The following is a 22,002-nucleotide window of genomic DNA, read 5'->3' on the forward strand; positions in this document are numbered from 1 at the left end:
AGGTCACGTACCTGCCCTCCCTACGGTCACGCGCCCCCCAACCGACGCGCACGCGCCTCTCCGGCCGACGGGCACGCGCCTTCCCAACCGGCGGGCGGTCACGTACCTGCCCTCCCTACGGTCACGCGCCCCCCAACCGACGCGCACGCGCCTCTCCGGCCGACGGGCACGCGCCTTCCCAACCGGCGGGCACGCGCCTGCCCTCCCTACGGTCACGCGCCCCCCAACCGACGCGCACGCGCCTCTCCGGCCGACGGTCTCGCGCCGCCCCCTCACCCGCCCCCTCACCCGGCCCCTCACCCGGCCCCTCACCCGGCCCCGCGCCCGCCCGACCCGCCGACACGCGGCGCACGCGCGTGGTCGGGACGCCGGACAGGTGTCCTCATGGTTGACCGGCCGCCCGGCCGCCGCATACGTTGCTGCCGATGGGAAAGCGCTTGCTGTGTGCAGGTACTGCACGCTTCCCCCTCGGTTGCTGGCCCGCCCGGCCGTTCGGCCGTACGTCGGAGGAGTGCTGATCACGCCCATGCCCCCATCCACTCCGCTGCCTGCCGCGCTCGCCGGCCGCCGTGTCCGGGCCGCCATCGTCGGTATCGGCGCGATCGGGCGCGGCTCCCATCTGACCGCCCTCCGGCAGCTCGCCGCCGAGGGCGAGACCGAGGTCGTGGCGGCCGTTGACATCGATGCCACCGCCGTCGAGGCCTTCTGCGCGGAGAGCGGGGTCCCGCACGCGTACACCGGCCTGGAGCGGATGCTGGCGGAGCAGCGCCCCGACCTGGTGACCATCTGCACCCCGCCGACCCTCCACCGCGAGCAGAGTGTGGCGGCGCTGCGGGCCGGGGCCTGGGTGTGGTGCGAGAAGCCGCCGGTGCCGACCCTCGCCGACTACGACGCCGTGGAGGCGGAGGAGGGCGCCGCGGCGGGGCCGTACGCCTCGATCGTCTTCCAGCACCGTTTCGGTTCCGGGGCCCGGCATGTGCGGCGGCTGCTCGCCGAGCAGGCCCTCGGGCGGCCGCTGGTCGCGCACTGCCAGACCACCTGGTATCGCGACACCGCCTACTACGCCGTGCCCTGGCGCGGGCGCTGGCAGACCGAGGGCGGTGGCCCGGCGATGGGCCACGGCATCCACCAGATGGACCTGCTGCTCGATCTCCTCGGCCCGTGGAGCGAGGTGCGCGCGATGGCCGGCCGGCTCGTGCACGACGTGGAGACGGAGGACGTGTCCACCGCCCTGGTCCGCTTCGAGAGCGGGGCCATGGCGACGGTCGTCAACAGTGTCCTGAGCCCCGACGAGGTCAGCCGCATCCGTATCGACTGCGAGCGGGCCACCGTCGAACTCACCCACCTCTACGGCCACTCCAACGACAACTGGCACATCACGCCCGCCCCGGACGTCCCCGGCGACCTGGCGGCGGCCTGGCAGGACTTCGGCGCCGACGTGCCGAGCTCCCACCTGGCGCAGCTGCGCGAACTGGTCGCGAGCATGCGCGCAGGCCGACGGCCGCGCAGCAGTGGCGCGGACGGGCGCACCAGCCTGGAGCTGATCAGCGCGCTGTACAAGTCGGCGTTCACCGACGCGACGGTGCGACGGGGTGAGATCGGGCCGGGTGATCCGTACTACACGGCCCTGCACGGCGGCGCCCCCGGCTGGGCGCCGGCCACGGTCGCGGACAAGGCGGGGACGACGACGGGGACGAAGGCGGAGCTGAACGCGGAGGTGCCCGCGTGACCGGCGATCTGCGGCTCGTCCACGCCCACGGCGACCGCGTCACGGTGAGCGACCCGGCCACCGGCGTCGAACTGCTCGCCTACGTCTACCGGCCCGAGGCGGCGTGGGAGGCCCCGAGGCCGTACATCCACCCGCTGCGGACCCTCGCCGGTGACGTCGTCACGGACTACCGGCCCAACGACCACCGCTGGCACAAGGGGCTGTCGCTGACCGCCTCGCACCTCTCGGGCGCCAACCTGTGGGGCGGCAACTCGTACGTGCACGGTGAGGGGTATCTCGAACTCCCCGAGCGGGTCGGTTCGATGGCGCACGTCGGCTTCGACGAGGTGTCGGCCGACGGCGGCCGGGTCGTCATCGCCGAGCGGCTGACCTGGCATCCGCACAGCGGTGAGCTGTGGGCGCAGGAGGCCCGCCGGATCGAGGTGCACGACGTCGACCCGGACGCCGGTTCCTGGGCGCTGACCTGGACCAGCGCCGTCACCAACCGCCGCGACGAGCCGTTGCGCTTCGGCAGCCCGACCACCGCCGGGCGGGAGCTGGCCGGCTACACGGGCCTGTTCTGGCGGGGCCCGCGCGCCTTCCGGGACGGCCGGATCATCGGCCCGGACGGTGAAGGCCCCGGGCTGATGGCCTCGCAGAGCCACTGGCTCGCCCTCTCCGGCGAGCACGACGGCGCCGACGGTCACGCCACGGTCGTCTTCGCACACGCCCCCGAGAACGACCACTCCGGCGCCCGAGGGGCGCACCCCGCCCACTGGTTCGTCCGCAACGAGCCCTTCGCGGGCATCGCCCCCTCCTGGTCCTTCTTCGACGAGCTCGAGCTCGCCCCCGGCGACACGCTCACCCGCCGCTACCGCGTGGTGGTGGCCGACGGCGCCTGGGAGCGGGAGGAGATCGCCAAGTACCTGGAGACTCACCCGTGGTGAGCGGTTACGGGGGACTGCCCGGTGGGATCGCCGTCTCGCACCTGCGCGTGTACGACTGGCCCGCCGCCGACGGTCTGCACGGCGGAACTCCCCATATGCACCTGACGTGTTCGGAGGGGTACGTCGTCACGGCCGGGCACGGCGCGGTGCAGACCCTGACGGCGTCCGGGCACGAGGTCACGACCCTCGCGCCCGGCACGGTCGCCTGGTTCACGCCGGGCACCATCCACCGGCTGGTCAACGAGGACGACCTGCGCATCACCGTCCTGATGCAGAACAGCGGGCTGCCGGAGGCGGGCGACGCGGTGCTCACCCTGCCGCCGGAGTACCTCACCGACCCCGAGACGTACGCCGCCGCGACCGTGATCCCGGCCGACGCCCCGCGCGAGGAGCAGGCCCGGATCGCCCGGGCCCGGCGCGACCTCGCGCTGGAGGGCTACCGGGCGCTGCGCGGGGCGACGGACGGTCCGGCCGCCCTGGCCGCCTTCCACCGGTCCGCCGCCGCGCTGGTGGAGCCGCGGCTCGCCGAGTGGCGTGAGCGCTGGCTCAGCGGTGCGCGGGCGTCCGCGCAGGCCACGGGGGAGCAGCTCGACCGGCTCTCGGACGGCGATGTGTCCTACCTCGCCGAGGCCGCCGTCAGAACCGAACAGCCTTCGGTCCACGGGAAGTTCGGGATGTGCGGGTGGTTGGACGTGTACGCGTTGCCGTAGCGCCGGGTCATCACCGCACGGGGGACGGCTGACGTAGTTTGCTCGATACCCCTGCGGCTTCCCTGCCGGAATGATCCAATCGACCGATGTCGAGAGCGGGGAGTCATCAGGTGCGGATCAGGGTGACGGTGGCGGCACTCTTCACGGCGGTGCTGGTGGCCGGATGCGGGGGCGGTGGCAGCGGCGATTCCGATGCGAAGGCTTCGGATTCCGCGGCCGCACAGGGGTCTGCTTCCGGATCGGGATCCGGATCGGGTTCGGGGTCCGCTTCTGCGTCGGAGGCGCCCGCAGAACCGCTCGGCGAGGCTCAGCTGAGGTCCGCCGCGCTGGTCGGCGGTGACGTGGACGGCTATCAGATCACCGACTTCCCCGTGAAGCCCGACGGCGATTCCACCGCCCGGCCCGCGGACTGCCAGCCGCTGGAGAACATGCGCACCGCCTCGCCCGACCCGGGCCCCAAGGCGTTCGTCGGCCTCCTCGCCTTCGGGGGAGCGGGTCCCACGGCGGGCTCCGCCACCACCATCGGCCTCATGGGCTACGACCGGTCCGACGCCGAGGGCATCCTCGACGGCCTCCGTACCGCCCTGAAGAAGTGCACCGCCTACGAGGGGGGCGTGCCCGCCCGCACCACCGCCAGGGCCGCCACCGCCCCCGGCGCGGGCGACGACGCCGTCGCCTTCGGCCTGCAGACCCAGGGCGACAGCGCGGACGCGTTCGTGGTCGTGCGCAGCGGCGCCACGGTCGTCCTGTTCTACACCGCCGCCGGCGCCGGCTCCGCGGCGGAAGTGCCGGCGGAGCTGGTCACCGCGCAGATCCGGAAGCTGGGAGCCTGAGTCAGCGGGTGCGCAGCCGTTCGCCGGGCTCGGCAACGCGGGGTGGTACCTAGCCGTCGCCGCGTTCCACGGTGACTTCGACCGCCACGGGGACCGGCTCCGGCGCCGCCTGCTCTCCCCGGCCGGCACAGCCCCGGCTCCCTTCATCGTCCGCGCGTCCACGCGTCCACGCGTCCACGCGTCCACGCGTCCACGCGTCCACGCGTCCACGCGTCGGCGTGGGGCGGCTTCAGGCGGCCGACGGGCCCGCCACCGTCCAGCCCGGTGCCTGCGGGTGGGCGCTCACGTCCTCGTGGCGGACCTGGTCGCCGCAGGCCGCGCAGGTGACCAGGGGGACCAGTTCGTTGCCGCAGACGTGCTCGAGCACCATGGGGCGGTCGTCGCCGTTACGGAGATGGCGGTCGCCCCACGCCATGAGTGTCATCAGGACCGGCTCCAGCTCGAGCCCCGCCTGGGTGGGCCGGTACTCGAAGCGCTGCGGACGCTCGCTGTACGCACGCCTGGTCAGGATCCCGGCGTCGACGAGGCGGCGCAGCCGGGTGGCCAGGATGTCGCGCGGGGCGCCGATGTTGCGCGCCAGCTGGTCGAAGCGGGTGTTGCCCAGGCACACCTCCCGCAGGACGAGCAGGGAGTACTTCTCGCCGACGAGGGCGAGGGCGTCGGCGATCGAGCAGGGGCGCGGGTCTTTGGAGGCGGCCATGACGGCCAGTCTAGGGGAGGGTTGGAAAAACAAATCCATGTTAGTTGGATTTTCCAACCCTCAGGGCTATGGTGAGTCCAAGTTTCCTACTCACCAGTAGTTCTCGCTGCTCGTGCTCGTCATGGAGGCACCGCACATGCGTGACGCAGTCATCGTCGAAGCCGTACGCACCCCGATCGGCAAGGGCAGGCCGAACGGCTCCCTCGCCCACGTCCACCCCGTGGAACTCCTCGCCCACACCCTGCGCACCCTCGTCGACCGCTCCGGCGTCGACCCCGCGCTGATCGACGACGTGATCGGCGGCACCGTCGACCAGGTCGGCGAGCAGGCCATGAACACCACCCGCTACGCGCTGCTCTCGGCGGGCTTCCCGGAGACGGTCCCCGCGACCACCGTCGACCGGCAGTGCGGCTCCTCCCAGCAGGCCGTGCACTTCGCGGCCCAGGGCGTCATCTCCGGCGCGTACGATTTCGTCGTCGCCTGCGGTGTCGAGTCGATGAGCCGGGTGCCGATGTGGTCCAACGTGCCGGCCGGCAAGGACCCCTTCGGCCCCGGCGTCGCCGCGCGCTACCCGGAGGGGCTCGTTCCGCAGGGCATCAGCTCCGAGCTCATCGCCGCCAAGTGGTCGATCACGCGGGAGCAGATGGACGCCTTCGCCGTCTCCTCGCACCGCAAGGCCGCCGAGGCCTGGACACAGGGGCTCTTCGACGCCGAGGTCGCACCCCTGGACGGCGTCTCGCGCGACGAGTGCGTACGGCCAGGGAGCACCCCCGAGATCCTCGCCGGCCTCAAACCCGCCTACTACGACCCGGCTTTCGCCGAGCGCTTCCCGCAGATCGAGTGGAACGTCACCGCGGGCAACGCGAGCCCGGTCAACGACGGTGCCTCGGCCGTGCTGATCACCTCCGGCGAGACCGCCGCCCGTCTCGGTCTGCGCCCGCTCGCCCGACTGCACAGCTTCGCCGTCACCGGCTCGGATCCGCTGCTGATGCTGACCGGCGTGATCCCGGCGACCGAGAAGGTGCTGCGCCGGGCGGGACTGCGACTCGACGACATCGACCTCTTCGAGGTCAACGAGGCGTTCTCCAGCGTGGTCCTGGCCTGGCGGCAGGAGACGGGCGCCGACCTCGCCAAGGTCAATGTGCACGGCGGAGCGATCGCGCTCGGACATCCGCTCGGCGCGAGCGGCACCCGGCTGACGACGACGCTCGTCCACGCGATGCGGGAACGCGGCGCCCGCTACGCCCTTCAGACGATGTGCGAGGCGGGCGGGCTCGCCAACGCCATGGTGCTGGAATCGGTGTGACAGGCCGCCGGGTGACGGGCCGCCGGGTGGCAGGTCCCCTTGCGACAGGCCGGGAGACAGGGGCTGAAAGGGGCTGAAGGCGACGGTCGCGGGCGGCTACGCGGCGCGCAGGTGGTGGCGTTTACGCCAGGCCACCACCGCGCCGACCAGTGCCGGCAGGGTGATGCAGGCCATGGCGATCAGGAAGGCCGGCGAGGTCGGGGAGGAGGCACGGGCCCCGGCGACGACGTAGGCGGCGGTGTTCGGGATCGAGCCCACCGCGGTCGCCACCAGGAAGGACAGCCAGCCCATGCGGGAGACGGCGGCGCAGTAGTTCGCGGCCCAGAACGGCACCCCCGGGAACAGCCGGGCCGCCAGCATCGAGCGCATGCCGTGCCGGCTCAGCTGGCCGTCCGCCGCCTTGAGCAGCCGCCCGCGCAGCAGAGGGCGTAGCGCGTCCTGTCCGAGGATCCGGCCGAGTCCGAAGGCGATCCCGGCGCCCAGCACGGTGCCCGCCAGCGCCGCGGCGATGCCCCACTGCGAGCCGAACAGCGCGCCCGCGGCCAGGTTCAGCAGCGGCCGGGGCACGAACGCCACCGTGCACAGTCCGTACGCCACCGCGAAGACCGCGGCCGCCGAGACACCGCCCAACTGGGGTGGCCAGCCGTCCGCGAGGAGCCTCTGCGGCTCGAAGAGCAGCACGCTCGACGCGGCCGCCGCGAGCAGCGTGACCAGCAGCGCGAAACGGGACCAGGGCGAGCGCAGCCCTCTCGCGCAGCGCGCGGCGAGGCCGCCGGGTGTGTCGGCCGCCGAGACGGCGGGCGTGATGACGGGCACGGGAGCGAGCGCGGGGACGACGAGCTCCGTGGCGATGGCCCGGGGAGTGGCCGTGGCGGTGCCCCCAGAGCGGGTGGTGGCATCGAGCATCCGCCGACACTAACCGACGGGCATGTGTGATCGCCGTATGGTTCGTCTCATGACGGTTACAGGTGCGGACGCGACCGGCGCGCCGGACAGCGTTCTCGCCGACCTCGTGCTGGAGCGGCTGACGGCCGCGTACGGCGCGGGGGCCGATCCGGTCCGGGCAGCGGCCATGCGCGCGTACATGAAGGACGTGGCCCCCTTCCTCGGCCTCCCCACCCCCGCGCGCCGGGCCCTGTCCCGCACCGTCCTGGCGGGCACGCCCCGGCCCGACGAGTCCGACTGCACGGCGATCGCGCTGCGCTGCTGGGCGCTGCCGCAGCGCGAGTACCACTACTTCGCCGTCGACTACCTGCGCCGGCACGCGCCCCGCCTGTCTTCGGAGTTCCTGCCCGTGGCGCGCCGGCTGGTGACCACGACGCCCTGGTGGGACACGGTCGACCTGCTCGCCGCGCACGTGGTCGGCACGCTCGTCGCGGCCGACCCCCGGCTCGGCGCCGACATGGACGCGTGGATCGTCGACGAGGACCTGTGGGTCGCCCGCACCGCCCTGCTCCACCAGCTCCGCCGCAAGGAACACACCGACACCGACCGTCTCTTCGCCTACTGTCTGCGCCGGTCGGGGCACCCGGACTTCTTCATCCGCAAGGCCATCGGCTGGGCCCTGCGCGAGTACGCCAAGACCGACCCGGCGGCCGTCCGCGCCTTCGTCGCCCGCGAGCGGGGGCGGTTCGCGCCGCTGACGGTGCGTGAGGCGCTGAAGACCGTCGGGGATACGCCCTAACGGTTCAGCCGTGCCGTGCCGATGTCGGTCATCGAGGCCGCGGCCCTCCCCGTCCGGGGAAAACCATTCGACGCCGAACGAACCGTCGGCGATGATCGACACCATGTTCCGGTACGCCTTCCTCCTCGTAGCGTCCGCAGTCGCGGATACGCCGAAGGCTGCCGTCCCACTCCTCGTGACCGCTGCCGACGGCGCCCGAAGCTGACCCTCTCCGGATCGTCCGGCGGACCCCGCAGGGGGAGGGTCGGCGAGTTCGCCGGGGTCCCCACTTCCTACGGACACGCTTCGAGGTACAGCCATGCCCAAGACCGCTTACGCGCGGACCAAGCCACACCTCAACATCGGCACCATGGGGCACGTGGACCACGGCAAGACCACCCTGACCGCCGCCATCACCAAGGTCCTCGCCGACCGCGGCACCGGAACCTTCGTGCCGTTCGACCGTATCGACCGGGCCCCGGAGGAGGCGGCCCGCGGGATCACCATCAACATCGCGCACGTCGAGTACGAGACCGACACCCGGCACTACGCGCACGTCGACATGCCGGGTCACGCCGACTACGTGAAGAACATGGTCACCGGCGCCGCGCAGCTCGACGGGGCGATCCTCGTCGTCTCCGCGCTCGACGGGATCATGCCGCAGACCGCCGAACACGTCCTGCTCGCCCGCCAGGTGGGCGTCGACCACATCGTGGTCGCGCTCAACAAGGCCGACGCCGGCGACGAGGAGCTGATCGACCTGGTCGAGTTGGAGGTCCGCGACCTGCTCACCGAGCACGGCTACGGTGGCGACTCCGCGCCCGTCGTCAGGGTGTCGGGGCTGCGGGCCCTGGCCGGCGACCCCCACTGGACGGCGTCGATCGACGCGCTGCTCGACGCGGTGGACACCTATGTGCCCATGCCCGAGCGGTATCTGGACGCGCCGTTCCTGCTGTCGGTGGAGAACGTGCTCACCATCACCGGACGGGGGACCGTCGTCACCGGCGCCGTGGAGCGGGGGACGCTGCGCCTGGGGGACCAGGTGCAGGTGCTCGGCGCCGGGGTCGAGACGGTGGTGACGGGCGTCGAGACCTTCGGGAAGCCGATGGAGGAGGCGCAGGCCGGGGACAGCGTGGCGCTGCTGCTGCGCGGGGTGCCCCGGGACGCCGTCCGGCGGGGGCATGTGGTGGTGGCGCCGGGGAGCGTGGTGCCCAGCCGGCGGTTCCGGGCGCGGGTGTACGTCCTGTCCGGGCGGGAGGGCGGCCGGACCACGCCCGTCTCGACCGGCTACCGGCCGCAGTTCTACATCCGCACGGCGGACGTCGTCGGGGACGTGGACCTGGGCGAGGTCGCGGTCGCGCGGCCAGGGGACACGGTCGGCATGACCGTCGAGCTGGGACGTGAGGTTCCGCTGGAGCCCGGTCTCGGCTTCGCCATCCGCGAGGGTGGGCGGACCGTGGGGGCGGGGACCGTGACAGCCGTGCTGTGAGGGCGGGGACCGTGACAGCCGTGCTGTGGGGGCGGCCGGTGTCCGTGGCCGACGTGCGCGGGGGCCTGCGGGCCGTGCCCCTCCGAGGGCATGGCCCGCAGGCACAATGGGACGGTGAACGACGAGCCCATACCCGTCTCCCGCGCCGTCGACCACGGCACCGCCAAGCTGATGCCCGACGTCGACCGGGAGCGGGCCTGGCTGCTGACCGTCGACGGGGCGCCGCAGTCGTACGTCGACCTGGACGAGCCGACGTATCTGGAGTTCGAGTACGCGCGGCGCCTCGGGCACGTCCTGGACACCGTCGCCGAGGCGGGGCGGCCGCTGGACGTCCTGCATCTCGGCGGCGGTGCGCTGACCCTGCCCCGGTACCTGGCCGCGACCCGGCCGGGTTCCCGGCAGGACGTCGTCGAGTTCGACCGCGGTCTGCTGGAGCTGATCGCCGAGCACCTGCCCGTCCAGGCCGGGACCGGCATCGCGCTGCACGCCGCCGACGCGCGGGACTGGCTGGAAGCGGCCCCGGACGGCTCCGCCGACGCGCTCGTCGCCGATGTCTTCGGCGGCTCCCGGGTCCCCGCCCATCTGACGTCCCTGACCTACGCCCAGGAGGCCGGACGGGTGCTGCGCGGCGACGGCGTCTATCTGGCGAACCTCGCCGACGCGGCGCCGTTCGGCTTCCTGCGCTCCCAACTCGCCAATCTCGCGGCCGTGTTCGAGGAACTCGCCCTCATCGCCGAGCCCGCCGTGCTGCGCGGCCGCCGGTTCGGCAACGCGGTGCTCGTCGCCGCGCACCACCCGCTCGACGTGACCACCCTGGCCCGCCGCACCGCCTCCGACGCCTTCCCGGCCCGGGTCGAGCACGGACCCGGACTGCGCCGCTTCATCGGCGACGCCCACCCGGTACGGGACGAGGACGCCGTACCGTCCCCCGCACCACCCGAGGGCGCGTTCGGCATCGGGTGAGCGGCGGGTACCGCCCCAGCGCCGCGAGCACCCCGCCGAGAACCGCCGGACCGTTACCGGCCGGCCGTCCTCGCGGGGGCTTCGCTAGTTCTGCGTCGGTGTCCCGTTCAGCCGTACGGTGCTGAGGATCTGCATGATCGTGGCCTTCGGGAGCTCGTCCTTCACGCCCTTGGCCCCGTACAGGTTCCACGACACGTAGTCGCCGTTGGAGTTCTTGAAGCCGAACGTGATCGCCTTGCCGTCGCTGTCGCACTTGCCCTTCTGGGGCGTGTTCGTCGACTGGGCCCAGGCGTAACTGCCCACGATGCCGGAGGCGGTCGTGAAGGCGGTGGCCTTCTTGTCGAAGGTGAGGCTCTTCTTGTCCGGCTCGGTGTAGCCGCCGAAGACCCACCAGGCGGGCGTGTTGATCGCGATCTCGTCGGTCGTCTTGGCCCCTTCGGCGCCCTTGCTGCCGACCACCGCGAGCGGGGTGTCGTCGGTCTTGCCGTCCTTGTCGGCGTCCGTGGAGCACCACTTCGACTTGAACTCGGCCGTGCCCCCCTGCAGGATCTGGTCGTAGCCGTCGGACTGCTCCTTGTCCTCCCACTCGAAGCCCTGACTGAGCCCCGGCGACTGGACCTCCCAGTCCGCCGGCACGTCGAAGGCGATGCCCCACTTGGGGTTCACCACGACCTTCCAGCCGGCGATGGTCGCCTTCGCGGTCTCGCTGCTGCGCGGGTTGTCGTCCGTGCCGGCCGAGGAGGAGTCGGAAGCCGAGGCGGAACCGGACGTGGAGACCGTGGGGCTCGCACTGCCCTTGCTCGCGTCGGCCGGGTCGTCATCGTCGCCGCCCAGCACGAGGAATCCGGTGACACCGGCGGCCACGACGACGGCCGAGGCCGCGACGATCGCGATCAGCTTCGTCCGGTTGCCGCCGCCTCCGCCGCCTCCGCCCGGCGGAGGTGTGGGCGCGCCCGCGGGCGACGGGGCGCCCCACTGCGGTTGCTGCCCGTAGGGGTTGGGCTGCTGGTCGGGCTGTTGCTGGTAGCCGGGCTGCTGATACGGATTCGGCTGCTGGTATCCCGGCTGCTGGTACGGATTGTTCTGCGCCTGCGGGTTCTGCTCTCCCCCGGGCGGCTGCTGTCCTGGCCACATGGCCAGAAACCCTAGTGCCGTCCCGGACACGATTCGGTCACCGCCCCTTGTCAGGGACGTACCGAATCAGGACGCGGCGGGCCGAAACACGCGAACTGTGCCCCTGAACTTCCGGATTGCGGCATCTGGGACCCTCGTCGGCACCCCCTCGGTGCCCCCCTCGGTGCCCCCCTCGGCGCCGGAGGACCGCACGGTCGTACGGCGATCGGCACGCCGGTCTGGCCAGCCGAAGCTACTCACAGGTAACATCGCGGTCATGAGCGCAGACCAGATGTCCATCGGCGAGATGCTCGCCGCCACCGTGCCCATGGCCCGGACCCTGAACCTCGAGTTCCTCGAGACCGGTCCGGAGAAGGCCGTGGTCGCCCTGCCCGACCAGAGCGAGTTCCACAACCACGTGGGCGGGCCGCACGCCGGGGCGATGTTCACGCTCGGCGAGTCCGCCAGCGGTGCGATCGTCCTCGCCGCGTTCGGCGACCAGCTCTCCCGCGCCGTGCCGCTCGCCGTCGGCGCCGAGATCGCCTACCGAAAGCTGGCCATGGGCGCGGTCACCGCCACCGCCACGCTGGGCCGCCCGGCCGCCGAGGTCGTCGCGCAGCTCGACGCGGGGGAGCGGCCCGAGTTCCCGGTCGCGATCGAGATCCGCCGCGCCGACGGGGCCGTCACCGGCGAGATGACGGTGACCTGGACCTTGCGTCCCAACAGCTGAGCGGCTGAGCGGCTGACCGCCTGGCCGCCTGAGCGGCTGAGCGGCTGATCGCCCGAGCGCCTCCTGCGAGGGCGACGGCCCCGGCCGCGGCGACTCCGGGGCCCCGCGTGGCGCGACACCTCACGGGCCCCGTCACGGGCCACGCCGCGCGCCGGTCAGGCCGCCAGCCGTTCCCGGTCCGCGTCGCTGTCCTCCAGGCCCGCCACGAACTCCTTCAGCCAGGCGACGAACTCCGGCCCCAGGTCGGCCCGGTCGCAGGCCAGGCGGACGACCGTGCGCAGATAGTCCGCCTTGTCGCCCGTGTCGTAGCGGCGGCCCGAGAAGATCACGCCGTGCACCGTGCCGCCCGCCGCGAGTTCCTGGAGGGCGTCGGTGAGCTGGATCTCACCGCCACGGCCGGGCGCGGTGTGCTCCAGGACGTCGAAGACGGCCGGGTCGAGGACGTACCGTCCGATGACCGCGTACCGGCTGGGCGCGTCCTCGCGCGCGGGCTTCTCCACCAGGCCCGTGACGCGCACCACACCGTCCTCGCCGGACGGCTCCACGGCCGCGCAGCCGTAGAGGTGGACCTGCTCCGGCGGGACCTCCATCAGGGCGACCACGCTGCCGGCGTACCGGTCGCGGACCTCGAGCATCCTGCTGAGCAGGGTCTCCCGCGGGTCGATGAGGTCGTCGCCGAGCAGCACCGCGAACGGCTGGTCGCCGACGTGGTTGCGGGCGCAGAGCACCGCGTGACCGAGCCCGAGCGGGTCGCCCTGCCGGATGTGGTGGATGTCGGCGAGCCGCGCCGGATCGCGCACCGCGTCCAGCCGGACGGTGTCGCCCTTGGCGGCGAGCGCCTGCTCCAGTTCGAAGGCGTGGTCGAAGTGGTCCTCGATGGCCCGCTTGTGCCGGCCCGTGACCATCAGTACGTCGTCCAGACCCGCGGCGGCCGCCTCCTCGACGACGTACTGGATGGCCGGCTTGTCGACCACCGGCAGCATCTCCTTCGGCGTCGCCTTGGTGGCGGGCAGGAAACGGGTACCGAGGCCGGCGGCCGGAACGACTGCTTTACGAACACGGGGTGCGGAGTGGGGGGCGCTCATGGGGGTCATGGTGTCCCACGGGGATGGGAGTACCCCGGGAGTCACATCTGAGATTCCTGTGGGCCGACCCTGCGCCGGAGCGGCCGGCCACGCCGGGGCCGGAAGTTGGGGATTCCGTGTGCCATCCGGCTTTGCGTGTCCACAAGTTGAGTCCGGGGATCCGGGCGCCTTTCGAATGCAGGTGCGGATACCGCCGGTAACTTATCTGAATTTCCCGCACTTTGAACTTGGGTCACTCGCACTCCTTGTTTCCTGTGAGGCGCGTGTGCGAAGGTGAGCCTCCCCTTACGGACGGGCCGGATCAGGCCAACGTGCCTGGTCAGGCCAAAGGTATGCACCAATCAGGCATCGGCTTTCCGACACCGTGCTTTTCCGCGCCGTTCGCCGGCTTGGAAGGAAATGGTTCCGTGCAATCCCCCACCCCCCCACGCCCGCCCCACCCGCCCCGCCCCGGCAGGATCCCCGGGGATTCCGACCCCCGGCTCGCCGCCCGGCTGGCCGAGCGGCCCGCCGGTGACGAAGCACGTGCCCGCGCCGTCGCCCTGCTGTTCGCCCGCCACTGGCGTGCGGCCCACGACTACGCGACCGTCTGCCTGGCCGGCACCGAGGACACGGCGCGGCTCGTGGCCGCCGCCGCGTTCCACGAGGTGCTCGGCAGGGTCGCGGACGGGCGCACCGGCGGCGCCCTGCGCCCCCAACTCCTCGTCGCCGTACGGGAGACGGTCCGTAAATGGGCCGGCGCCGAGGGTGTGGCCGACGTTCTGCCGGAGCTGCGGAAAACCGTCGGCGGCCGCGGACTGCGCGCCGCACGGGCGGTGACCGCCGAAAGACGTCAACTCGCCGAGCGGTCTTTCCAGTTGCTCCCGGCCGCCTCCCAATGCCTGTTGTGGCACACCGAGGTGGAGGCGGAACCCATTTCCGTACCGGCCGGTCTGTCGGGCGTGGACGCCCTCATCGCGACAGCCGCCCTGGAACAGGCGCGGGAACAATTCCGGGCGGGCTGTGTACGCGCCCACCGGGAACTCGCACCGACGAGCGAATGCCGCTTCTACAACCGTCTCCTGGACATTCCGCTGCGCCGCGGTGGAACCCTGCTGCCCGACGTCCGGCAGCATCTCGCGCACTGCCGCTTCTGCCGGCACGCCGCCGAACAGCTCAGCCATTTCGACGACGGCCTCGGCGTGCTGCTCGCCGAAACCGTGCTGGGCTGGGGCGCCCGCCGCTACCTCGACTCACGTCCCGAACGCGCGGCATCCGCCGACCCGCCGGCCGGGTCCGCGGCGCCTGCGAGGCCCGCCGTCGGGCACCCGCCCGTCGGAGGCGGCCGGCACCGCACCACCTCGGCGGGTCTGCTCGACCTGCCGGGCAGGCGGCCCAAGGCCGTCCTGGTGGGCGTGGGTCTGACCTCGCTCGCGCTGCTCGCGACCGTCTTCGTGGCCAGGGGCTGGTCCGATGACAACGGTGTCCCCTCTCCCGGGGCCACCTGGGGCGCACCCGTCGGCGGGACCGGCACCCCGGCCACCGGCGCGCGGGGGCTGCCCGGCGGCCCGGACGACCCCCCGCCCTCCGGATCCCCGTCGGCCGCCTCCGCGTCCCGGTCCGGCGAGGTCGCGCACGGCAGGCTGCGCGGCCCGGACACGGAGCTCTGCCTCGACGCCGCCCGCGGCCTGGCCCGGCCCGGTGCGGGCATCGTCCTCGCGGGGTGCTCACAGGCCGCGTCGCAGCAGTGGTCGTACCAGGACGACGGGCTGCTGCGCAGCGCGGCCGACCCGACGCTCTGCCTGGCCGCGGACCCCGGTCGCCGGACGACCGCCCTGGTCAGCTGCCTGGTGCACGCCGGCGAGACGTTCTTCGATCTGACCCTCCGCGGGGAACTCCTGCTGCGGCGGGACGACGGCCTGGTCGTCGCGCGCGCCGCCGGCAAGCCGGGAGCGGCCGTGGTCGTCACCGAGCGGGACGGCTCCGGCGGACAGCGGTGGGTGTTCGACACGGCCGAGGCGGCGCCGGGGGCGCCCGGTGCGGAGCCGACCACGACGGCGGAGCCGCCCGGTACCGGCATACCCGGCTCCCCGGACCTCCCGGCGCCGCGCGGTGACCGGTCCCTCGCCCCGGACACCGCACCGGCGCCCGCCGAAACCGCCCCGGCCGCGCCGGAGTTCGAGACGCGGGTCGCCCAGGTGCAGTGCTGCGACCCGGCCGGCCCGGCCGACCCGGCCGGGCCGCCGGTCCCCGCGGCGCTCCTCGACGCGCTCCCGGCGTCCGCCGAGGTGTCCGAGGTGCTGGGCGACGTCGTCGCGGACGTGACCGGGACTCTCGGCCACTGAGCCGGGAACCGGAGGGAGGGGCCGCCCGAGGGGAGTGGCCCCTCCCTCCTCTTCTTCGTTCGCGCGCTTCCTTCTCGCGGGGGACGACCGCCTGACTACGAGGTGCAGACGTCGCGCAGCTCCGAGGCCGCCTTGTCGATCGCGGCGGAGTCGGGCCGGTCGCCGTCGAGGATGTCCTGGTTGTAGTCCTCGACGGCCTGCTGGAGCTTGTCGACCGCCTTGCCGACCTTGCTGTCGTCGGACGAGCCGTCGTCCGACTCGTCGTTGATCCTGTCCAGGTTCTTCTCGATGGTGTCGATGGAGTCCTCGGTCCTCGTCGGATCCTCGATCGCGTCGGCTCCGGCCTTGTTGATCGCCGTGACGCTGTCCGTGATGTCGTCGGCGTTCGAGAGGCAGTCGACGGAGTCGTCGAACTCGCAGCCGCTGAGAAGGCCGGCGGTCAGCGCGAGCGCTGCCGCGGCGGTCGCGATGACGGCGGTACGGCGTCCGCGTCGGCGGTTCACGGCCATGGGAGGGTCCCTTCGGGAATGTCGGGGGCACGGTGGGTTCTTCCTCCACCACGATCACGTGGCGGGGCCGTCGTCACGAGGGACCGCACCCCCGGATCAGTGGTGTAGCGGGCTACACCACGCGACGGGCCGGGTCCGGCCGACCCGGTAGGCTTCCCCGGAGGCAAGGCTGCCCAGGGACGTCAAACGGGAGGAACCCGCGGTGCACGTGCAGGAATGGCTCGACACGGTGCCCGCGGCCGCCGTCTACGCCGTGGTCGGCCTGGTCATCGGACTCGAGAGCCTCGGCATCCCGCTGCCGGGCGAGATCATCCTGGTCTCGGCCGCGCTGCTGTCCTCCCAGCACGGCGGTGTCAACCCCGTCGTCCTCGGCGCGTGCGCCACCGCGGGCGCCGTCATCGGCGACTCGATCGGCTACGCCATCGGCCGCAAGGGCGGACGTCCGCTGCTCGCCTGGCTCGGCGCGAAGTTCCCCAGGCACTTCGGCGAGGGCCATATCGCCACCGCCGAGCGGTCCTTCGAGAAGTGGGGCATGTGGGCCGTCTTCTTCGGCCGCTTCGTCGCCCTGCTGCGCATCTTCGCCGGCCCGCTCGCGGGCGTGCTGCACATGCCGTACTGGAAGTTCCTCGTGGCCAACGTCCTCGGCGGCATCGCCTGGGCGGGCGGCACGACGGCGGTCATCTACTACGTGGGTGTCGTGGCGGAGTCCTGGCTGAAGAAGTTCTCGTACCTGGGCCTGGTGGTGGCGGTGCTGATCGGCCTGACGTCGATGCTGATCATCAAGCGCAAGGCGAAGAAGATGCAGAGCGTCCCGCGAGAGGCCGAAGCGGAGACCGTGTCCGCCGCCGAGTAGGCGGGCCGCCCTACTCGTGCACCTTCCCGTGGGCCTTGGCCAGGTCCGCGTACAGCGTGCCGTTCAGTGTCACACCCTGCCGCTCCTCCTCGCTCAACTCCCGCCTGACCTTGGCCGGTACCCCCGCGACCAGCGATCCCGGCGGGACCTCCATCCCCTGGGGCACGAGCGCCTGCGCGGCGACCAGCGAACCCGCCCCGATCACCGCGCCGTTGAGCACGGTCGCCCCCATTCCGATGAGGCAGTCGTCCCCGACCGTCGCCCCGTGCACCACGGCGTTGTGGCCGACGGACACCCGCTCGCCGATCGTCACCGGAAAGCCGGGGTCGGCGTGCAGCGTCACGTTGTCCTGGATGTTGGCGCCCGCCCGGACGGTGATCCGCTCCACGTCGCCCCGCACGACGGCCCCGTACCAGACGCTCGCGCCCGCCTCCAGCGTCACGTCCCCGATCACCGAGGCCGTCGGCGCCACGAACGTCTCGGCGTCGATCTTCGGTTCCCTGCCGCCGATGCCCACGATCAGCGCCTTGTGCGTCATCACCGTCTCCTCGTGTCGGTCGTTCTCCCCGCACCGTACGCCACCCGGTGGGGCGAAGATCACAGGGTCACGGCCCCATGGCCGCACCGCGCGCTGAGTACGGTGAGCGGGTGCCGAAGCCCTGGAACACGTTCTCATCATGGCGGCGCCGACTGGTGCAGCGCGGCGTCCACGCCGGCTGGGCGTGGGTGCAGCGCACGGGCTCCGTCACCGCCGAGCGCCCCGGACGCTTCCGCTTCGGCTCGATCGGCCGGGGCACCCGGCTCGCCTTCCCGCTCGGCACGGTCTTCGGGGAACCCTGGATCCACCTCGGCGCGCACTGCATCGTCGGTGAGCAGGTCACCCTGACGGCGGGTCTGATGCCCGACCTGGATCTCGGCCCGGAGCCGATCCTGCGTCTCGGTGACGGCGTGGTGCTCGGCCGGGGCAGCCATGTCATCGCCGACACCACGGTCACCATCGGCAGCGACTGCTACTTCGGCCCGTATGTGTACGTCACGTCCACGAACCACTCCTACGACGATCCGCACGAGCCCATCGGCAAGCAGTGGCCCCGCATGGAGCCCGTGGAGATCGGCCCGGGGTGCTGGATCGGCACGGGGGCCGTGATCCTGCCGGGTGCGCGGATCGGACGGAACGTCGTCGTCGCGGCCGGTGCGGTGGTGCGCGGCACGGTGCCCGACCACTCGGTCGTCGCGGGGGCGCCCGCCAAGGTCGTACGGCGCTGGACGCAGGCGGAGGGCTGGCAGCCGCCGCTGCGCACCCCCGCGCCGGTGCCGATCCCGGACGGGGTCACCCCGGACCAGTTGGTGGCGCTGTCGGAACTGGACGAGGAGACGGCGGCCGCCCTGGCGCGGCTGGAACCCTAGGTCACCCGGTAGCCAGCAGCAGGGTGCCCACCAGGGCCAGTCCCGCGCCCGCCGCCTGGACCGCGCGCAGCCGCTCCCGCAGGAAGCCGCGCGCGGCGAGGGAGGTCACCACGGGGTAGAGCGAGGCGAGGACGGCGGCGACCGTGACCGGGCCGTGCTGGGCGGCGACGGCATAGGTGCCGTTCGCGGCGACGTCGGCCAGCCCGACGAAGCCGTACGCCGGCAGCGAGGCCCAGGCGAGACCGCCCTCGGGAAGCGCGGGCGTGCCGCGCCGGACGGCGAAGTACAGCGCCGCGCCGCCGGTGGCCACGTTGGTCACGCGCTGCACGAACAGCGCCAGGAACAGGCCGGTGACGGTCGTGGACGCCTCGGTGATCAGGACGAACACCGTGCCGAAGCCGAGCGCCGCGACCAGCGTGAGCAGGACGGCCTGCTGTTGCACCGGGGCGCCCCTCAGCTGCGGCCCGCCCGCCAGGACGACCCCGATCACCGCGACCGCGATGCCCGCCACCTGGATCAGTCCCGGCCGCTCGCCGAGGACCAGTCCGACGGAGACCGGCACGGCCACGCTGAGGGTGGCGAGCGGGGAGACGACTCCCATGGGGCCGAGCGCCAGCGCCTTGTAGAAGGAGAACAGGGCGACCGGGCCCACCAGTCCGGCCGCGACCGCGAACCACAGGCGGGGACCGGCCTCGCTCCAGCCCCCGGTGGCGACCACGATCGCCCCGAGCACGGCGGCCGCGATCGACTGCGAGACCACGACCACGGTGAGCGCCGGGGCCCGGCGCGTCAGCAGTCCGCCGCCGAAGTCGGCCAGGCCCCACAGCAGGCTGGTGGCCAGGGCGAAGAGTGCTGTCACAGGGTCCTCGCAGTACAGTTCGGTGCACGATCAGGTGCATCCCACGGTAGTACAGGGAAGTGAATCCTGACATCCATGATATTGGACTCCCGAGTGGACGGAATGTGTCGGTGTCGGACCTCGAACTCCTGACCCAGTCCCTGGCGCGCAACGTCAAGCACTGGCGCGCGGTGCGCGGCTTCACCCTGGACGTGCTCGCCGCCCGGTCCGCTGTCAGCCGAGGGATGCTCATCCAGATCGAGCAGGCCCGCACCAACCCGAGCATCGGTACGGTCGTCAAGATCGGCGACGCGCTCGGCATCAGCGTCACCACCCTCCTCGACTACGAGCGAGGCGCGAAGGTCCGTATCGTCCCGGCCGACCAGGCGGTACGGCTGTGGCACACCGACGCCGGCAGCTACAACCGGCTGCTCGCCGGCGCGGAGGCGCCCGGACCGCTGGAGATGTGGGACTGGCGACTGATGCCGGGGGAGAACAGTCTCTCCGAACCCCATCCCGTCGGCACGGTCGAGCTCGTGCACGTCACCGCGGGCGAACTCACGCTCACCGTGGACGGCGAGGAGCACCGCGTCCCGACCGGCGCGAGCGCCTCCTTCGAGGCGAACGTCCCGCATGTCTACGGCAACCGGGGCGAGGTGCCGATGGCGATGGTGATGGCCGTCTCGGTGCCGCCCGTGCACTGAGACGCCGCGCCTGGGGGGCGGCTTGTCAGCGTGCGGTCATGCGCGCACCCATCGGACGCTTCGACACCGCCGCCCCGGCCCCCGACCGCCTCGACGAGCTGGTCGGCCCGGTCGCCGACGCCGTACGGCACTGGAGCGGCGGCGTGCCCGCCGACCGGCTCGTCCACGTCGACACCGACCCGCGGTGGGCCGACACGGCCGTCTTCGCGGAGCACTACGGCCGCGAGCTGCTGGAGCAGTCCGCGAACTGCGTGGTGGTCGCCGGCAAGCGGGGCGGCGGCACGACCCTCGCCGCGTGCGTCGTGCTGTCCACCACCCGGGTCGACGTCAACGGCGTCGTGCGCCGTCGACTCGGGGCCCGCAAGGCCTCGTTCGCGGCGATGGACACGGCGGTGGGGGAGACCGGCATGGAGTACGGCGGCACCACGCCGATCGGACTCCCCGCCGGCTGGCCGGTGTTGGTGGACTCCGCTGTCGTCGACCTGCCGTACGTCCTGGTGGGCAGCGGGCGTCGGCGCGGGAAGCTGCTGGTGCCGGGCCAGGCGTTCGCCGAACTGCCGGGCGCGGTGGTGCTGGAGGGGCTCGGCGTGGCCTGAGCTCAGACCGCCGTGTGATGGGCGAGGGCCAGATGCGGGTCGTCCTCGCCCGGCACCGGCGCCGGATCGGCGTGGACCAGCGCGGCCGTCAGGCGCGGCACGGCGTGCAGCAGGGCGTGTTCGGCCGCCACGGCGATCCCGTGCGCCTGGCGTACCGTCGCCTCGCCGTCCACGACGACCGCCACCTCGGCCCGCAGCCGGTGCCCGATCCAGCGCAGCCGCAACTCGCCCACCCCGCGCACCCCTTCGACCTCCCGCAGCGCGTGCTCGGCCCGGTCGACCAGCGCCGGGTCGACGGCGTCCATCACCCGGCGGAACACCTCGCGCGCCGCGTCCCGCAGCACCAGCGCGATCGCCGCCGTGATCGCCAACCCCACGACAGGGTCGGCGAGTTGCCACCCCAGCGCCGAGCCGCCCGCGCCCAGCAGCACCGCCAGCGAGGTGAACCCGTCCGTGCGGGCGTGCAGCCCGTCCGCGACCAGCGCGGCCGAGCCGATCGAACGGCCCACCCGGATGCGGTACCGCGCGACCCACTCGTTGCCCGCGAAGCCGGCCAGCGCGGCCACCGCGACCGCGCCGACCTGCTCGACCGGGCGCGGATTCATCAGCCGCTCGACCGCCGTCCACCCCGCGAAGGCCGCCGACGCGGCGATCGTCAGCACGATCGCGATGCCCGCCAGATCCTCCGCCCGGCCGTAGCCGTAGGTGAAGCGGCGGGTGGCCGCCCGCCGGCCGAGCACGAAGGCGATCCCCAGCGGTACGGCGGTCAGTGCGTCCGCCGTGTTGTGCACCGTGTCGCCGAGCAGCGCCACCGACCCGGACAGGGCGACCACGACCGCCTGCGCGACGGCCGTCACGCCCAGTACCGCCAGCGAGACCCACAGCGCGCGCATGCCCCGGGCCGAGGACTCCAGGGCCGGGTCCAGTTTGTCGGCGCTCTCGTGCGAGTGCGGGGTGAGGAGGTGGGCGACGCGGTGGCGCAGGCCCGGGGAGGAGGAGCGGGAAGGAGAGGAGGGGGAGTGGTGGGGGTGCTCGTGGGCGCGGTCGTGCTGGTGCCCGCGGTCGTGCCGGTGTCCGTGCTCGTGGTCGTGCCGCTCGCTCACGTCGGTCCCTTCCGGTGCGCCGAGGTGGACGCGCGTCCGCCCACACCACCATTATGTGCGTATGAGCGCACGCATGCACCTGTCACCTGCACACCATGCGCACCCGCGCACCCCCGGCGAGGAGCAGTTCGCCCTCGCCGCCGAACTTCTCGCCCTGCTCGGCGACCGCACCCGGCTCGCGCTGCTGCACGCGCTGACCGCCGGCGAGGCCGACGTGACGACGCTGACGGAAGGCGTCGGAGCGGCCCGGCCGGCGGTCAGCCAGCATCTGGCGCGGCTGCGGCTGGCCGGGCTCGTGAGCACCCGCAAGGAGGGCCGCCGGGTGGTCTACTCGCTCTCCGACGGCCATCTGCGCCGCCTGGTGGACGAGGCGCTGAACGTGGCGGACCACCGGCTCGGGGACGAGCCGGTGCACGACTGA

Annotated in this window: 23 protein-coding genes; 15 read left to right on the top strand and 8 right to left on the bottom strand. The window is 72.9% G+C overall.

Annotation, left to right across the window (positions count from 1 at the left end):
- Nucleotides 1-526 precede the first annotated feature (526 nt).
- The 4 genes from ACFWBD_RS15550 (at nt 527) to ACFWBD_RS15565 (ending at nt 4,198) form a co-directional block, all read left to right on the top strand.
- Nucleotides 527-1,729: a Gfo/Idh/MocA family protein gene (locus tag ACFWBD_RS15550; protein ID WP_385667106.1), complete on the top strand. Its 1,203-nt coding sequence runs from the start codon at nt 527-529 to the stop codon at nt 1,727-1,729.
- Nucleotides 1,726-2,655, top strand: a complete 930-nt coding sequence (locus ACFWBD_RS15555; RefSeq protein ID WP_385667107.1) for a PmoA family protein — start codon at nt 1,726-1,728, stop codon at nt 2,653-2,655. The genes ACFWBD_RS15550 and ACFWBD_RS15555 overlap by 4 nt, the downstream gene beginning before the upstream one ends.
- Nucleotides 2,649-3,365 carry a cupin domain-containing protein gene (locus tag ACFWBD_RS15560; RefSeq protein WP_385667108.1) on the top strand — a complete coding sequence of 239 codons (717 nt, stop codon included), beginning with the start codon at nt 2,649-2,651 and terminating at the stop codon, nt 3,363-3,365. The genes ACFWBD_RS15555 and ACFWBD_RS15560 overlap by 7 nt, the downstream gene beginning before the upstream one ends.
- A gap of 341 nt (nt 3,366-3,706) precedes the next feature.
- Complete coding sequence (locus tag ACFWBD_RS15565) at nt 3,707-4,198, top strand: hypothetical protein (RefSeq protein ID WP_385667109.1); 492 nt, start codon at nt 3,707-3,709, stop codon at nt 4,196-4,198.
- 229 nt (nt 4,199-4,427) lie between these two features.
- Here the strand turns inward: ACFWBD_RS15565 and ACFWBD_RS15570 are convergent, their stop codons facing one another.
- Entirely contained in the window at nt 4,428-4,898 is a 471-nt protein-coding gene (locus tag ACFWBD_RS15570) for a winged helix-turn-helix transcriptional regulator (protein ID WP_385667110.1), read from the bottom strand.
- A 136-nt stretch (nt 4,899-5,034) separates the two neighbouring features.
- Here ACFWBD_RS15570 and ACFWBD_RS15575 point away from each other — a divergent pair, with 136 nt between their 5' ends.
- On the top strand, nt 5,035-6,204 hold the full coding sequence (locus ACFWBD_RS15575; protein WP_385667111.1) for a thiolase family protein: 1,170 nt from the start codon (nt 5,035-5,037) through the stop codon (nt 6,202-6,204).
- A 96-nt stretch (nt 6,205-6,300) separates the two neighbouring features.
- Here the strand turns inward: ACFWBD_RS15575 and ACFWBD_RS15580 are convergent, their stop codons facing one another.
- Complete coding sequence (locus ACFWBD_RS15580) at nt 6,301-7,110, bottom strand: TVP38/TMEM64 family protein (protein ID WP_385667112.1); 810 nt, start codon at nt 7,108-7,110, stop codon at nt 6,301-6,303.
- Between the two features lie 49 nt (nt 7,111-7,159).
- Here ACFWBD_RS15580 and ACFWBD_RS15585 point away from each other — a divergent pair, with 49 nt between their 5' ends.
- The 3 genes from ACFWBD_RS15585 to ACFWBD_RS15595 all read left to right on the top strand — a co-directional run bounded on the left by ACFWBD_RS15585 (nt 7,160) and on the right by ACFWBD_RS15595 (nt 10,319).
- Entirely contained in the window at nt 7,160-7,888 is a 729-nt protein-coding gene (locus ACFWBD_RS15585) for a DNA alkylation repair protein (protein ID WP_385667113.1), read from the top strand.
- A 298-nt stretch (nt 7,889-8,186) separates the two neighbouring features.
- Nucleotides 8,187-9,356, top strand: coding sequence for an elongation factor Tu (gene tuf / locus ACFWBD_RS15590; RefSeq protein ID WP_385667114.1), 1,170 nt, complete (start codon nt 8,187-8,189; stop codon nt 9,354-9,356).
- 90 nt (nt 9,357-9,446) lie between these two features.
- Nucleotides 9,447-10,319, top strand: coding sequence for a spermidine synthase (locus tag ACFWBD_RS15595; RefSeq protein ID WP_385667115.1), 873 nt, complete (start codon nt 9,447-9,449; stop codon nt 10,317-10,319).
- Between the two features lie 84 nt (nt 10,320-10,403).
- Here ACFWBD_RS15595 and ACFWBD_RS15600 read toward each other — a convergent pair whose 3' ends face one another.
- A complete protein-coding gene (locus tag ACFWBD_RS15600; RefSeq protein WP_385667116.1) occupies nt 10,404-11,453 on the bottom strand; it encodes a hypothetical protein in 1,050 nt (349 codons plus the stop codon).
- Between the two features lie 271 nt (nt 11,454-11,724).
- Between ACFWBD_RS15600 and ACFWBD_RS15605 the strand changes: the two genes are divergently transcribed.
- Nucleotides 11,725-12,162, top strand: coding sequence for a DUF4442 domain-containing protein (locus ACFWBD_RS15605; protein WP_385667185.1), 438 nt, complete (start codon nt 11,725-11,727; stop codon nt 12,160-12,162).
- A gap of 155 nt (nt 12,163-12,317) precedes the next feature.
- On the opposite strand, the gene galU is transcribed toward ACFWBD_RS15605, so the two are convergent.
- Nucleotides 12,318-13,256 carry a UTP--glucose-1-phosphate uridylyltransferase GalU gene (galU, locus tag ACFWBD_RS15610; protein WP_385667117.1) on the bottom strand — a complete coding sequence of 313 codons (939 nt, stop codon included), beginning with the start codon at nt 13,254-13,256 and terminating at the stop codon, nt 12,318-12,320.
- Nucleotides 13,257-13,654: 398 nt separating this feature from the next.
- Here galU and ACFWBD_RS15615 point away from each other — a divergent pair, with 398 nt between their 5' ends.
- Nucleotides 13,655-15,571 carry an RICIN domain-containing protein gene (locus ACFWBD_RS15615; protein ID WP_385667118.1) on the top strand — a complete coding sequence of 639 codons (1,917 nt, stop codon included), beginning with the start codon at nt 13,655-13,657 and terminating at the stop codon, nt 15,569-15,571.
- A gap of 95 nt (nt 15,572-15,666) precedes the next feature.
- On the opposite strand, the gene ACFWBD_RS15620 is transcribed toward ACFWBD_RS15615, so the two are convergent.
- On the bottom strand, nt 15,667-16,080 hold the full coding sequence (locus ACFWBD_RS15620; RefSeq protein ID WP_385667119.1) for a hypothetical protein: 414 nt from the start codon (nt 16,078-16,080) through the stop codon (nt 15,667-15,669).
- A gap of 202 nt (nt 16,081-16,282) precedes the next feature.
- On the opposite strand from ACFWBD_RS15620, the gene ACFWBD_RS15625 reads away from it, so the two are divergent.
- Nucleotides 16,283-16,933, top strand: coding sequence for a DedA family protein (locus ACFWBD_RS15625; RefSeq protein WP_385667120.1), 651 nt, complete (start codon nt 16,283-16,285; stop codon nt 16,931-16,933).
- Nucleotides 16,934-16,943: 10 nt separating this feature from the next.
- Here ACFWBD_RS15625 and ACFWBD_RS15630 read toward each other — a convergent pair whose 3' ends face one another.
- Nucleotides 16,944-17,471 carry a gamma carbonic anhydrase family protein gene (locus ACFWBD_RS15630; protein ID WP_385667121.1) on the bottom strand — a complete coding sequence of 176 codons (528 nt, stop codon included), beginning with the start codon at nt 17,469-17,471 and terminating at the stop codon, nt 16,944-16,946.
- A 77-nt stretch (nt 17,472-17,548) separates the two neighbouring features.
- Between ACFWBD_RS15630 and ACFWBD_RS15635 the strand changes: the two genes are divergently transcribed.
- Complete coding sequence (locus ACFWBD_RS15635) at nt 17,549-18,340, top strand: acyltransferase (protein ID WP_385667122.1); 792 nt, start codon at nt 17,549-17,551, stop codon at nt 18,338-18,340.
- A 1-nt stretch (nt 18,341) separates the two neighbouring features.
- Here ACFWBD_RS15635 and ACFWBD_RS15640 read toward each other — a convergent pair whose 3' ends face one another.
- A complete protein-coding gene (locus ACFWBD_RS15640; protein ID WP_385667123.1) occupies nt 18,342-19,199 on the bottom strand; it encodes an EamA family transporter in 858 nt (285 codons plus the stop codon).
- Between the two features lie 110 nt (nt 19,200-19,309).
- Here ACFWBD_RS15640 and ACFWBD_RS15645 point away from each other — a divergent pair, with 110 nt between their 5' ends.
- Nucleotides 19,310-19,882, top strand: coding sequence for a helix-turn-helix domain-containing protein (locus ACFWBD_RS15645; protein ID WP_385667124.1), 573 nt, complete (start codon nt 19,310-19,312; stop codon nt 19,880-19,882).
- 38 nt (nt 19,883-19,920) lie between these two features.
- The gene (locus tag ACFWBD_RS15650; RefSeq protein ID WP_385667125.1) at nt 19,921-20,478 is read left to right on the top strand and encodes a YbaK/EbsC family protein; all 558 of its coding nucleotides are present in this window, start codon (nt 19,921-19,923) and stop codon (nt 20,476-20,478) included.
- Between the two features lie 2 nt (nt 20,479-20,480).
- Here ACFWBD_RS15650 and ACFWBD_RS15655 read toward each other — a convergent pair whose 3' ends face one another.
- Nucleotides 20,481-21,581 carry a cation diffusion facilitator family transporter gene (locus ACFWBD_RS15655; protein WP_385667126.1) on the bottom strand — a complete coding sequence of 367 codons (1,101 nt, stop codon included), beginning with the start codon at nt 21,579-21,581 and terminating at the stop codon, nt 20,481-20,483.
- 61 nt (nt 21,582-21,642) lie between these two features.
- Between ACFWBD_RS15655 and ACFWBD_RS15660 the strand changes: the two genes are divergently transcribed.
- A complete protein-coding gene (locus ACFWBD_RS15660; RefSeq protein WP_062646467.1) occupies nt 21,643-22,002 on the top strand; it encodes a metalloregulator ArsR/SmtB family transcription factor in 360 nt (119 codons plus the stop codon).

The sequence above is a fragment of the Streptomyces sp. NPDC060002 genome, from assembly GCF_042737245.1.
In the GTDB taxonomy this organism is placed as follows: Bacteria; Actinomycetota; Actinomycetes; order Streptomycetales; family Streptomycetaceae; genus Streptomyces.